This window comes from Glaciibacter kafniensis (assembly GCF_039538945.1).
GTDB classification, from domain to species: domain Bacteria; phylum Actinomycetota; class Actinomycetes; order Actinomycetales; family Microbacteriaceae; genus Cryobacterium; species Cryobacterium kafniensis.
In genome coordinates this window covers 922,873-935,830 of record NZ_BAABCN010000002.1, presented here as the reverse complement: position 1 = coordinate 935,830, position 12,958 = coordinate 922,873, and the positions used below count along the sequence as shown (strand labels likewise).

General features: G+C 61.9%; 13 protein-coding genes. 6 read left to right on the top strand and 7 right to left on the bottom strand.

Annotated elements, in window-relative coordinates; translation table 11 throughout:
* Positions 1–87 precede the first annotated feature (87 nt).
* Positions 88–1,230 carry an alkaline phosphatase family protein gene (locus ABD791_RS04885; protein WP_345062825.1) on the top strand — a complete coding sequence of 381 codons (1,143 nt, stop codon included), beginning with the start codon at positions 88–90 and terminating at the stop codon, positions 1,228–1,230.
* 67 nt (positions 1,231–1,297) lie between these two features.
* On the opposite strand, the gene ABD791_RS04880 is transcribed toward ABD791_RS04885, so the two are convergent.
* Complete coding sequence (locus ABD791_RS04880; RefSeq protein ID WP_345062823.1) at positions 1,298–1,897, bottom strand: DUF3043 domain-containing protein; 600 nt, start codon at positions 1,895–1,897, stop codon at positions 1,298–1,300.
* 38 nt (positions 1,898–1,935) lie between these two features.
* Here ABD791_RS04880 and ABD791_RS04875 point away from each other — a divergent pair, with 38 nt between their 5' ends.
* The 5 genes from ABD791_RS04875 (at position 1,936) to ABD791_RS04855 (ending at position 7,215) form a co-directional block, all read left to right on the top strand.
* Positions 1,936–3,360: a dipeptidase gene (locus ABD791_RS04875; protein ID WP_345062821.1), complete on the top strand. Its 1,425-nt coding sequence runs from the start codon at positions 1,936–1,938 to the stop codon at positions 3,358–3,360.
* 204 nt (positions 3,361–3,564) lie between these two features.
* The gene (locus ABD791_RS04870) at positions 3,565–3,942 is read left to right on the top strand and encodes a HesB/IscA family protein (RefSeq protein WP_345062819.1); all 378 of its coding nucleotides are present in this window, start codon (positions 3,565–3,567) and stop codon (positions 3,940–3,942) included.
* Positions 3,943–4,155: 213 nt separating this feature from the next.
* Positions 4,156–5,043: an aa3-type cytochrome oxidase subunit II gene (gene ctaC, locus ABD791_RS04865; RefSeq protein WP_345062817.1), complete on the top strand. Its 888-nt coding sequence runs from the start codon at positions 4,156–4,158 to the stop codon at positions 5,041–5,043.
* A 3-nt stretch (positions 5,044–5,046) separates the two neighbouring features.
* A complete protein-coding gene (gene ctaD / locus ABD791_RS04860) occupies positions 5,047–6,792 on the top strand; it encodes an aa3-type cytochrome oxidase subunit I (RefSeq protein WP_345062815.1) in 1,746 nt (581 codons plus the stop codon).
* Complete coding sequence (locus tag ABD791_RS04855; protein ID WP_345062813.1) at positions 6,793–7,215, top strand: cytochrome c oxidase subunit 4; 423 nt, start codon at positions 6,793–6,795, stop codon at positions 7,213–7,215. It abuts the gene before it with no gap.
* A gap of 77 nt (positions 7,216–7,292) precedes the next feature.
* Here ABD791_RS04855 and ABD791_RS04850 read toward each other — a convergent pair whose 3' ends face one another.
* The 6 genes from ABD791_RS04850 to ctaE form a co-directional block, all read right to left on the bottom strand.
* The gene (locus tag ABD791_RS04850; RefSeq protein WP_345062811.1) at positions 7,293–7,739 is read right to left on the bottom strand and encodes a GNAT family N-acetyltransferase; all 447 of its coding nucleotides are present in this window, start codon (positions 7,737–7,739) and stop codon (positions 7,293–7,295) included.
* 106 nt (positions 7,740–7,845) lie between these two features.
* Positions 7,846–8,538: a methyltransferase domain-containing protein gene (locus ABD791_RS04845; RefSeq protein ID WP_345062809.1), complete on the bottom strand. Its 693-nt coding sequence runs from the start codon at positions 8,536–8,538 to the stop codon at positions 7,846–7,848.
* A 177-nt stretch (positions 8,539–8,715) separates the two neighbouring features.
* Positions 8,716–10,335, bottom strand: coding sequence for a cytochrome bc1 complex cytochrome b subunit (qcrB, locus tag ABD791_RS04840; RefSeq protein WP_345062807.1), 1,620 nt, complete (start codon positions 10,333–10,335; stop codon positions 8,716–8,718).
* Positions 10,332–11,402, bottom strand: a complete 1,071-nt coding sequence (qcrA, locus tag ABD791_RS04835) for a cytochrome bc1 complex Rieske iron-sulfur subunit (RefSeq protein ID WP_345062805.1) — start codon at positions 11,400–11,402, stop codon at positions 10,332–10,334. The genes qcrB and qcrA overlap by 4 nt, the downstream gene beginning before the upstream one ends.
* Before the next feature lie 48 nt (positions 11,403–11,450).
* Positions 11,451–12,263, bottom strand: a complete 813-nt coding sequence (gene qcrC / locus ABD791_RS04830; RefSeq protein WP_345062803.1) for a cytochrome bc1 complex diheme cytochrome c subunit — start codon at positions 12,261–12,263, stop codon at positions 11,451–11,453.
* A gap of 24 nt (positions 12,264–12,287) precedes the next feature.
* A complete protein-coding gene (ctaE, locus tag ABD791_RS04825) occupies positions 12,288–12,956 on the bottom strand; it encodes an aa3-type cytochrome oxidase subunit III (RefSeq protein WP_425562218.1) in 669 nt (222 codons plus the stop codon).
* Between the last annotated feature and the right edge of the window lie 2 nt (positions 12,957–12,958).

The following is a 12,958-nucleotide window of genomic DNA, read 5'->3' as shown; positions in this document are numbered from 1 at the left end:
GCTTCAGGCGTGCGCTGTGCGTGAGGCAGGCACTGTGCACTTCGGTGAGATGCGGACGTGCGGAACAGCTGTGAAAGACTTGTCCCGATGCCATCAATTCTACCGGCCCGCCCATTCGGAGCCCTGCGCCTTGCCGATGTTCTGACAAGTTCCCTCGCCGCAATCAGCGGTGAACCCAACGTCTTCAACCTCCCTCCCGTCTCGAAGGCCGTCGTGGTGCTCGCCGACGGACTCGGCGTGAGCGCGATCAAGGCTCGTGCAGGGCACGCCCGGTTTCTGGCGTCGAGGCTGACCAAAACGTCGGTGATCGAGGGGGTTTTTCCGGCGACGACGGTGGCCGGCATCGCTGCGCTGACCACAGGCGTGCAACCAGGTATGCATGGCCTGGTCGGCTACCGCGTGCTCGATGGTGCCAACGACCGTGTAGTGAACCAACTGAGTGGCTGGGATGAAGGGATGCAGCCAGACACCTGGCAGCGCGCCCGCACCGTTTTCGAGCAGGCGGCGGATGTCGATGTGCCGTCGTTCGTGATCGGGCCCAAGCGTTATGAAGCATCGGGCCTCACTCAGGCGGTGCTCCGCGGTGCGACCTACGTTTCTGCCGACTCGGTTGCCGACCGGTTCGCCGCGGCCCGGCGTGTACTTGACGAGAACGCGCGGGCGCTCGTCTATCTCTACGTCGCTGAGCTCGACATCGCAGCCCACGCCCATGGCTGGGAGTCAGCGAAGTGGCTGGGCGCCCTCGAAACCCTTGATGGAGAGATCGCCACCTTCGCGGGAGGACTGGGAGCCGACGAAGGTCTGCTGCTCACCGCGGATCACGGAGTCATTGACGTGCCGCACACCAAGCACGTGCTTTTCGACACGGTTCCCGAGCTGGTTGCCGGAGTTCGCCACATCGGGGGAGACCCGCGCTGCCTCTACCTCTACTTGGAGTCACCGACACCCGGCGCGGCCGATGCGCTGGCTGAGGAATGGCGAAGCGTCGAAGGAGACCGTGCCTGGGTGTTCACGCGTGACGAGGCGATCGCATCCGGTCTCTTCGGTGAGGTCGCCGACGAGGTTCGCCCCCGCATCGGCGATGTGATCATCGCCGCACGCAAGCTCGTTGCCTATTACGATTCGCGGGAACCGAATCAGTCGCCGCGACAGATGATCGGTCAGCACGGCTCGATGACCGACGAAGAGGTGCGCATTCCGTTGATTCGTGCGGGTGCCTTCGGTAACTGACTCGACAAATGCAAACTGCCCCGCGCCGACAATGTCGGCGGCGGGGCAGCAATGGTTCAGGCTGTGATCAGCTCGGGTACTGGCCGCGCTTGACCTGCGGCTTCGGCAGACGCATCGGGCGCAGCTGGAGTGCGCGCATGGCGGCGTACCACCGCACCTTCTCCGCCTTGTCGGCGCCGAACTTAGCGGCAACCTTGCGGGTGAGAATGAAGCCCAGGATCACGCAGTCGACCACGGCAACGAGGAAGAACGCCCAGAGAGCGAGGATCCCGTAGGTCTGCACTGCCTGGTCGGGGAAGAACGTGAGCAGGATGACGAGGAACATGACGGGAATCATGAACTCGCCCACGTTGAAACGAGCGTCGACGTAGTCACGCACGAAACGTTTCTGCGGTCCACGCTCGCGAAGGGGCAGGTACTTGTCTTCGCCGTTGGCCATGCCGATACGGGCGCGTCCTCGCGCCTCCATCGACTTCTCACGCGCTTGTTTGGCCGCTACCTTGCGGTCACCGGACACGAGCGGGCGCTGATTTGCAGCTTCTTGCTGCTTGCGCGTCGGCGTCGCCTGGCCTTTTCCGGCGGTGGCCGCAGCGGCGAGACGAGCTGCGGTTTCGTCGGCAGTCTCGATCGACGGCTGGGCGTCGGGGTTTACAGGGTTCTTAGCCACATCAATTCCTTGCGATTGGTTGCTTTAAGATTACCTCCATGACGGATACCCAGAAGCCAGTCTCTGCAGTTGTTCCCGAACTCGATTCCGCCCTGCGCGAAGCGGTCGAACGCGGTCTGCCCACTACCATCGCCGACCTCTGCGCGCTCGTGCGCATCCCGTCGGTCTCGTGGGCGGCGTTCGACCGAAACCATGTTGCCGAAAGCGCCGAAGCGGTGGCCGGCCTGGCCCGTGATCTCGGGGTTTTTGACGTCGTCGAGGTGAAGCAAGCCGGCATTCCCGGTACAGACGAGCTCGGCCAGCCCGCCGTCATTGCGACGCGCGCTGCCCAGAACGGCAAGCCGACGGTGGTTCTCTACGCCCACCACGACGTGCAGCCTCCCGGCAAAGACGAAGAGTGGGAGTCGAACCCGTTCGAACCCACGGTGCGCGGCGACCGGCTCTATGGTCGCGGTGCAGCCGACGACAAGGCCGGGGTGATGGCCCACATCAGTGCCATCCGCGCTCTGGTCGAGGCGGAGGGGCCCGACTTCGATCTCGGCATCACACTGTTCATCGAAGGCGAAGAGGAATTCGGGAGCCGTTCATTCGCCGCCTTCCTCGAGGAGAACCACGCAGCGCTCTCCGGCGATGTGATCGTGGTCGCCGACTCCAACAATTGGGACATCGACACACCGGCACTGACCATCGGGCTGCGCGGCAATGTGACGTTCAGGCTGACGGTGCGTACTTTGGCGCACGCCTCGCACTCCGGAATGTTCGGGGGAGCGGTGCCGGACGCGATGCTGGCCACGATTCGCCTGCTCTCGACGCTTCACGATGCCGAGGGCGGTGTTGCAGTGGCCGGTTTGACCAGTCACGATCAAGAGACTCCGGCCTACTCCGAGGAGCAGCTGCGTCGTGAGACGGGTCTGCTCGACGGCGTCTCACCGATCGGGCACGGCACCATCCTCAGCCGGATCTGGGCGCAGCCGTCGATCACGGTCACCGGAATCGACGCGCCGACCGTCGACAACGCCTCAAACACACTGGCGCCGGCAATCAGCGTGCGCATCAGCGTTCGTGTCGCCCCCGGGCAAGACGCTCAGTCGGCCTACCAGGCGATCGAAACTCATCTCACCGAGAACGCACCGTTCGGCGCGCACCTTGAGATTGACGATCTCGACACGGGGGAGCCGTTCCTCGTCGACACGAGCGGCTGGGCGGTCGCGTCGGTTCGCGAAGCCATGGCAGACGCCTGGGGAGTACCGCCGGTTGATATCGGAGTCGGTGGTTCGATTCCGTTCATCGCCGATCTCGTTCGGGTCTTCCCCGCCGCTCAAATCTTGGTCACCGGGGTCGAAGACCCTGACTCACGGGCCCACAGTCCCAACGAGTCGCTCCATCTCGGGGTGTTCAAGCGTGCACTTCTCACCGAGGCCTATCTCTTGGGGCGGTTGAACCGTCGCGACCCTGCTGCTTAGGCGACACGCCCACGCGGGTCGCCGCCACTGACATCCGTTGCAGGATTTACGGCTTCATTGATGTTCAGGGAATGCTCACGGCGACTTCAACGTTGCCCGAGTTAGAATCTCTTCAGATCCGGCCACACGATGTAGTCCCTGACTGCCCCAGTGCCGAACGACCGAACCGACGCGATCCCTCACCTGATCGAACCGAGGAGCACCATGACTGACACCATCACCACCAGCACTCCGTCACAGACTGCCGACATCGCTGTTCACGCCGTCGGGCTGAGCGATGCCGCTGCCGACAAGGTGCGCAGCCTGCTCTCGCAGGAGGGCCGCGAAGACCTGCGTCTGCGCGTTGCAGTGCAGCCGGGCGGATGCTCAGGGCTGATTTACCAGCTCTACTTCGACGAGCGCACCCTCGAAGGTGACGCTGTGCGTGATTTCGACGGCGTCGAAGTGATCGTCGACAAGATGAGCGTTCCCTACCTGGAGGGCGCAACCATCGACTTCGAAGACACGATCCAGAAGCAGGGATTCACCATCGACAACCCCAACGCGGGTGGAAGCTGCGCCTGTGGAGATTCTTTCCACTAGTTAGCTGATGCACGCCAACCTGGGAGATCATCCGTCTGGATGGTCTCCCATCTGGCTTTTTGGCCGCTTTTCAGACAGAAAATTTGCGGTTGACGACGACTTCTTCACCGACTCGGCCCTCAGAGTGCACATTGGGCGGCATCTGCCGGAGTAGGCTAGAACCGGTCAAAGCACTTCCTGTGAAGTGCCCTCGAGTCTCCCGAAAGGTCACCGGTGCGCACAAATCGCCGTCTCCGATGGGCTGCAATTCCGATCGCAGCGACGTTAACCATTGTTCTTGCCGGGTGCACTACCGCCCAGCTGAATGGTTTTCTCCCCGGCTTTGTTGATGGCGAAACGGCGGTGACAAATCACACCGAGCGCATTTCAGGGCTCTGGACCACCTCGTGGATCGTGCTGCTCATCGTCGGTCTCATCACCTGGGGCCTTACTATCTGGGCGGTTGTTGTCTATCGACGCCGCAAGGGTCAGACCGGTCTTCCGGTCCAGATGCGCTACAACATGCCGATTGAGATCTTCTACACGATCGTGCCGCTGATCCTGGTGCTGGGCTTCTTCGCCTTCACTGCACGCGACCAGGCTGCGATCGAAGCTCGCTTCGATCAGCCGGACGTGCAGATCGAGGTCATGGCCAAGCAATGGGCGTGGGACTTCAACTACGTGAATGAAGACGTCTACTCCGCAGGCATTCAGGCCCAGCCGAAGCCTGACGCTCCGGCCGGCACAATCGAAGAGTCCGAGCTGCCGAAGCTTGTTCTTCCCGTCGGCGCGAAGGTCGAGTTCAAGCTCGAGTCGCGCGACGTCATCCACTCGTTCTGGGTCATCGACTTCTTGTACAAGAAAGACGTGATTCCGGGCAAGACGAACTACATGTCGCTGATCCCCGAGCGCATCGGCACCTACGCCGGAAAGTGTGCAGAGTTGTGTGGCGAGTACCACTCCCTCATGCTCTTCAACGTGGAGGTCGTGTCCCAGGCTGACTACGATGCGTACATCGAGTCGCTGCGCGCAGCCGGCAACACCGGTCAGCTCAGCCAGGAGTACGACCGCAACAGCAATCTTCCGGGCACGGGCGCCCCGACCACCGAGGAGGGCCACTAACCCATGAGCACCACCACAGCACCCGCCCCGGCACCGACGGCACCACTGGGTTCATCCCCGGTGGCGTCGCGTTCGGCCGAACGCAAGGGCAACATCCTGGTCAAGTGGATTACATCCACTGACCACAAGGTCATCGGGTACATGTACCTGATCACCTCGTTCATTTACTTCTGCATCGGCGGCGTGATGGCTTTGGTCATCCGCGCCCAGCTGTTCGCCCCTGGTCTCGAAATCGTTCAGACCAAGGAGCAGTACAACCAGCTGTTCACCATGCACGGCACCATCATGTTGCTCATGTTCGCCACCCCGCTCTTCTTCGGATTTGCGAACGCCCTCATGCCGCTACAGATCGGTGCTCCTGACGTCGCGTTCCCGCGTCTGAACGCTTTCTCCTTCTGGCTCTTCTTCTTCGGTAGCCTCATCGCCGTCGCAGGATTCCTCACCCCGCAGGGCGCCGCATCCTTCGGCTGGTTCGCCTATCAGCCCTTGGCGTCGACGACGTTCTCGCCAGGTGTCGGTGGAAACCTCTGGATGGTTGGCCTGGGCCTCTCGGGCTTCGGCACGATCCTCGGTGGCGTGAACTTCATCACCACGATCATCACGATGCGTGCTCCGGGCATGACCATGTTCCGCATGCCGATCTTCACCTGGAACGCGCTCGTCACGTCGATTCTGATCCTGATGGCGTTCCCGGTTCTTGCTGCCGCCCTGCTGGCTGCAGCGGCCGACCGCATCTTCGACGCTCACATCTACGATCCGGCCAATGGTGGCGCCATCCTCTGGCAACACTTGTTCTGGTTCTTCGGTCACCCCGAGGTCTACATCATCGCGCTGCCGTTCTTCGGTATCGTCTCTGAGGTGTTCCCGGTGTTCAGCCGCAAGCCGATCTTCGGATACAAGACGCTCGTGTACGCGACGATCTCCATCGCTGCGCTCTCGGTCACGGTGTGGGCTCACCACATGTACGTCACCGGTTCAGTGCTACTGCCGTTCTTCTCGCTGATGACGATGCTCATCGCCGTGCCGACCGGTGTGAAGATCTTCAACTGGATCGGCACCATGTGGCGAGGGTCCCTGACCTTCGAAACTCCGATGCTCTGGGCGATCGGCTTTCTGGTCACGTTCACCTTCGGTGGTCTGACCGGTGTCATCCTCGCGTCGCCGCCGCTCGACTTCCACGTGTCTGACACGTACTTCGTCGTCGCTCACTTCCACTACGTCGTGTTCGGTACCGTCGTGTTCGCCATGTTCAGTGGCTTCTACTTCTGGTGGCCGAAGTGGACCGGCAAGATGCTCAATGAGACTCTCGGCAAGTGGCACTTCTGGCTGCTGTTCATCGGCTTCCACACCACCTTCCTGGTGCAGCACTGGTTGGGTGTCGTCGGCATGCCGCGTCGCTACGCCACGTACTCACCTGAAGACGGCTTCACGTGGATGAACCAGCTGTCGACTATTGGCGCCATGATTCTCGCGACCTCGATGATTCCGTTCTTCTTGAACGTGTACATCACGGCGCGTAAGGCGCCGAAGGTCACGGTCAACGACCCGTGGGGCTACGGTTCCTCCCTTGAGTGGGCCACGTCGTGCCCGCCGCCGCGTCACAACTTCACCTCGATTCCCCGGATCCGGTCCGAGCGCCCCGCGTTCGACCTGAACCACCCCGAGGTGGGCATCCCGGTCGGCATTGGCCCGGCCAAGGACGCACCTGACGCTCCCACCTATGACGCAGCCTCGGAAAAGGTCAAGTAAATGAAAGCCAACGTCAACCTCTTCTGGATTCTGACGGTCTTCTTCGCTCTGTCCGCGGTCACCTACGTGGTGTGGAGCCTGCTGGACCCGAGTCACCAGGCCGTCGAATGGGCCGGAACGTTCGCGCTCGCGCTGTCCACGGTGCTGTCTGGCTTCCTGGCCTTCTACCTCGGCCGTGTTCACGCTGCTCAGGGTGGCGAACTGCCCGAGGACCGTCTCGACGCAAACATCGACGATGGCGACCCGGAAATGGGCTTCTTCAGCCCGTGGAGCTGGTGGCCGATCATGCTCGCTGCGAGTGCAGCGCTGCTGTTCCTCGGACTCGGCGTGGGCTTCTGGATCTGCTTCATTGCAGTCGGTGTCGGAGTCATCAGCCTCATCGGCTGGGTCTACGAGTACTACCGCGGACTTTTCGCCCGCTAAGGCTGCACACACAGCGATACACGAAACGCCTTCCTTCGGGAGGGCGTTTTGTGTATCTGAACCCTAGTTCTGATCTCTCAGCTCAGATCCAGGCGCATGAGGATGCGGGGAAACCCGTTCAACACCGAATCGGTGTCGGCGGCCTTCGTGAAGCCGGCCCGTTCGAAGAGAGTGCGCGTACCCACGTAGGCCATCGTGAGGTCGACCGTCTGGCCCGCGTTATCGACCGGGTATCCCTCGACCGCTGGAGCTCCTCGCTTGCGGGCGAACCCGGTATCGGCTCGGGGGTGCACGGCGGCCCAACCCACCACCTCATCGGCCTCGTAGGCGAGCACACCAGGCGGCGGGTCCTGTCGGCACAGGTTCTTCACGATCTCGCCGCGCTCTGGTCCGAGCGCAGCGATGTTTTGCTTTGACGGAATGCGATAGCTCAAGCACCAGCACACATTCGCATCGGCGCGCTTGGGGCCGACCATGGTCTTCACATCGTCGAACTTTGTGGCCGCACGCACCTCGATCGCCATGCATTCACCCTGGCACCTACGGCCGACACTGACAACACCGGTGTTCAGCGGGAGTACGCAGGGGATCGATCGCTCAGCGAGCATACGATCGGCGGGGAGCGAGTGATCAGTGGGAGAGCCGGCGAAAGCCGAACACCTCGAACGCCGTCGTCACGGGGTGTCGCTCTGCCGGGTCGAGCCGACCAGCCGCAGTCGACCGATGATGCGCTGACGGACCCATTCCGACGAGGGCCGCGATCTCGGTCACGGTGAGCCAGACCTCTGTCGAGAGCTGCTGCCGTGAGTGCACGGTGAAGTGTGCGGCAAGGCCGGCAATCAAGACTGCAGCTTTGTCGTCTTGAACGCCGAGGGCGAGACCGGCCTCGCGCAGCTCGCGCAAATGAGACGGCTGCGGAATGACGACCACCAGCAGGCCGCCTGGTCGAAGTACACGCGCGAACTCCGCAGCATTGCGGGGCGCGAAAACATTGAGGATGACGTCAGCCGCGCCATCTCTGATCGGCAGCGGCGACCAGACATTGGCCACAAGCCCGTCGGTATGCTCGAGGGCGCGCACCGTGCGTGCAACCGCCGCGGGGGAGATGTCGACGGCGAGGGCGCGGGCGGATGGCGTCTGGTCGAGTATGCCGGCCAGGTAGTAGCCGGTGCCACAGCCGAAATCGACGACGGTGTGAGGTGTTTCAGCGGACACGACGCGGGTGACCGCATCGCGCAGCGCGGAGTACCATCCCGTTCCCAGAAACGCGTCACGGGAATCAAGCATCTCGGCGCTGTCACCGATCAGTCCCTGTGAGCGCAAGAGGGTAAGGAAGCCCCGCTTGTTCACATCGTAGGAGTGCCCTGCGGCGCAGACAAGCGTGAGTGGTTCGCGCGGCAGGAGCACAGAAAAACAGACCGGGCATCGAAGCCACTCCGACAAAGTCTGGAGTGACATCGATACCCGATCTGTTGTGTTGGTTCCGATCAGCCGTTGTGACTAGTGGTGATCGCCGTGCGACTGTTCGAGTTCCTTCTGGCTGACCGGTGCGATCCGGTCTTCGAAGAACCAACGGGACAGCGCGGCACGCAGGTGCTGGCCGGCCGTGATCTGCCCCTTCGCGTTCGGACGAATCATCAGCGGCTTGTAGTCCGTGTGGCTGATGAGCTTCCAGCGCTCGTACTCATCGACCGGCTGGTGCACCTCGATGTACTCGCCGCCGGGGAGGCGAACGATGCGACCTGACTCGTAGCCGTGAAGCACGATCTCGCGGTCCTTCTTCTGCAGCGCCAAGCAGATGCGCTTGGTGAGGAAGTAGGCGAGAACCGGTCCGAGGATGGTGATGGCCTGGATGCCGTGGATGACGCCTTCCATCGTGAGATGGAAGTGAGTCGCGATGATGTCCGACGACGCGGCGGCCCAGAGGCCGGCGTAGAAGGTCACACCGGCTGCGCCGATCGCGGTGCGGGTCGGAGCGTTGCGCGGGCGGTCGAGGATGTGGTGCTCACGCTTGTCACCGGTGATCCAGGCCTCGATGAACGGGTAGAACATCACGAGCACGATGAAGATGCCGATGACGACCAGCGGGATGATGATGTTCCAGGACCACGTGTGGTTCAGCCACACGGTCTCGAGTCCCGGCGGAATCAGGCGCAGTGCACCGTCGGCGAATCCGATGTACCAGTCAGGCTGGGTGCCGGCGGAGACGGGGGACGGGTCGTACGGTCCATAGTTCCAGATCGGGTTGATCGTGAACAGCGAGGCCATCAGCATCACGACGCCGAAGACGATGAAGAAGAATCCACCGGCCTTCGCAGCGTAGACCGGGAGAACCGGGAATCCGACGACGTTCTGGTTGGTCTTGCCTGCACCGGGGTACTGCGTGTGCTTGTGAACAACCACGAACAGAAGGTGCATTGCGATGAACGCGACGACCAAAGCCGGCAGCAGCAGGATGTGCAACGAGTAGAGGCGTCCGACGATGTCTTCGCCCGGGAACTCACCACCGAACAACAGGAACGAGATCCAGGTTCCGACCAGCGGGATGCCCTTGACGAGACCGTCGATGATGCGCAGACCGTTTCCGGAGAGCAGGTCATCGGGGAGGGAGTAGCCGGTGAATCCTTCAGCCATCGCGAGGATGAACAGCACGAAGCCGATCACCCAGTTGAGCTCACGCGGTTTGCGGAACGCACCGGTGAAGTAGATGCGCAGCATATGCAGGCCGATAGAGGCGACGAAGAGAAGAGCCGCCCAGTGGTGAACCTGGCGCATCAGCAATCCACCGCGAACATCAAAGGAGATGTCGAGGGACGACGCCATGGCGGCAGACATCTCGACGCCCTTCAACGGAACGAAGGAACCGTCGTAGTGCAGCTGCGCCATAGACGCCTGGAAGAAGAAGGTCAGGAAGCTTCCGGAGAGAAGAATAATGACGAAGCTGTACAGCGCCACTTCACCGAGAAGAAAGGACCAGTGATCAGGAAAGATCTTGCGACCCAGTTCCTTGACCGCAGTAGAGATGCTGGTGCGCTCGTCGAGGTAATTCGCCGCGGAGGCGGTGAAGCCACCCGACTTTTTAGCCTCGACGGGTGCGCTCGTGGTGGTTGACGTGCTCAAGAACGCTCCCAGAAGCTCGGTCCGACGGGTTCGGTGAAGTCGCTCTGCGCGATCAGGTAGCCCTCAGAGTCAACGGTGATCGGCAGCTGGGGGAGCGGCCGCTTGGCCGGTCCGAAGATGACCGCACACTCGTTTGAAACATCAAACTGTGACTGGTGGCACGGGCAGAGCAGGTGGTGTGTCTGCTGCTCGTAGAGAGCGACAGGGCAACCGACGTGGGTGCAGATCTTGGAGTACGCGACGATGCCGTCGTACGACCAGTTCTTGCGTGAAGGCTGCTCGTGGAGATCTTCTGGCTTCAAGCGCATCAGCAGAACTGCGGCCTTGGCCTTCTCTTCGAGCTTGCCGTGCTCCAGGTCGACCAGACCTTCGGGGATCACGTGGAACGCCGAGCCGAGTGTGACATCCGATGCCTTGATCGGGGTGCCGCTCGGGTCGATCGTCAGGCGCATGCCCTTTTTCCACATGGTGTGTGAAAGAGCTTCGACCGGGTCGACGTTTTGCGGGCCGAGGCCGCGGAACAGAACCACTGCCGGCAGCGGGAACACGACGAGCGCGCCGATCAGGCTGTTGCGAATGAGGGTACGACGGCCGAAACCTGACTCCTCGTTCGCTTCCTGGAAGATCTCCACGGCGCGAGCACGGGTCTCGTCGCTGCCCTGCACCGGGTGACGCTCGTCGACGCCCTCGTGGTCGGACATGAGCGCCTTGCCCCAGTGGACTGCGCCGATACCGAGTGCCAGAAGCGCGAGGGCCAGACCGAGACCGATGAACAGGTTGTTCAGTCGAACGGATCCGACGTCGTCACCCTCCATCGGAAAGATCATGTACGCGGCAATCGCCCAGATGCTGCCCACGATCGACAGGTAGAAGAGCGTGTAGACGGCACGCTCGGCGTGGCGTTCAGCCTTCGGGTGAAGATCGGTCACACGCTTGCGGTGCGGGGGGAGACCTGGGTTGGCGACGGCATCCCGTGCGACGACGGCGATACCGGAGGATGCCTCCGCGTGTGCGCCGGGCGAGTCGGCGGCGATCAGGTCCTTCCCGCCGTTATCGTCCTTGGCCATTGTTCTCCTTCAGGGGCTTTATACGCTGTGTCATGAACCGGTATCCGGTTAGTTCGACTTCGCCGTGATCCACACGGTCAACGCCACGACTGCACCCAGACCGAAGATCCAGAGGAACAAGCCCTCTGAAACGGGTCCGAGCGAGCCCAGCGCAAAACCGCCCGGCGACGGGTTGTTCTCGAGGTACTTGAGGTAGCTGATGATGTCGCGCTTGCCCTCAGGCGTGATGTTCATGTCATTGAAGACCGGCATGTTCTGCGGACCGGTGACCATGGCCTCGTAGATGTGCGTGGCTGAAACACCCGTCAGAGGGGGAGCGAACTTTCCCTCGGTGAGTGCGCCACCGGCGCCGGCGACGTTGTGGCACATTGCGCAGTTGATGCGGAACAGCTCTCCACCGTTGGACAGGTCGCCATTGCCATCGAGAACTTCGCCCTCTGGAATAGCGGGGCCGGGTGCCAGGGAGGCGACGTATGCGGCAAGAGCCGAAATCTGCTCGTCAGTGAACTGCACGGGCTTCTGCTCTGCCTGCGGACCGTTGACTGCCATCGGCATGCGGCCGGTTCCGACCTGGAAGTCGACAGCGGCAGCGCCGACACCGATCAGGCTGGGGCCGTCACCGGTGCCATCGGCAGCAAGGCCGTGGCAGGTGGCGCAGTTGGCGGCGAAGAGCTTCTTGCCCTCTTCAATGGTCTGCTGGCTTGTTGCATCCGCCTGAGCGGTTGCGCTCGAAGCGCTGAAGGCTGCGTACGCGCCTCCAGTGAAGAGCAGACCGATAGCGATCAGGGCAACGCTGGCCATGGGGTGGCGACGACCGGCTTTGCGACCCTGCCGGGTAGTGGGTTTTCTGTTCTCGGGCATGCTGTGGTTGTCCGCTCCTGATTTCTATTTGAGAACGTAAATGACCAGGAAGAGCCCGATCCAGACGACGTCGACGAAGTGCCAGTAGTAAGAGACCACGATGGCGCTGGTCGCTTCTTTGTGGCCGAAGTGCTTGACCGCGAAAGCGCGACCGATGACCAGGAGGAATGCGATCAAACCACCGGTCACGTGGATTCCGTGGAATCCGGTTGTGATGTAGAAGGCTGAGCCATACGCATTGGAGCTGAGCGAGATGCCTTCAGAGACCAACGTCGCGTACTCAAGCACCTGGCCGGACACAAAGATGGCACCCAGGGCGTAGGTGAGGAAGAACCACTCGACCATGCCCCACTGACTCGGCTTCCAGCCGGTTGCCCGAGCCTGCAGTCGCTCTGCAGCGAACACACCGAACTGGCATGTCACCGAGGAGGACACCAGGATCAGTGTGTTGATCAGCGCGTAGGTGAAGTTGTGCTTGTCGGTCTCGAACTGCCACAGTTCGGGCGAAGTCGACCGAAGGGTGAAGTAGATGGCAAATAGGCCGGCGAAGAACATAACTTCGCTGCCTAGCCAGACAATGGTGCCCACTGCCACGCTGTTGGGCCTGTTCACTACCGGCGCAACAGCCGTATGAGTAATTGAGGTGCTCGTCACCCCTCCATTATGGCCGATATTCGTACAGGTTTTTCTCATTG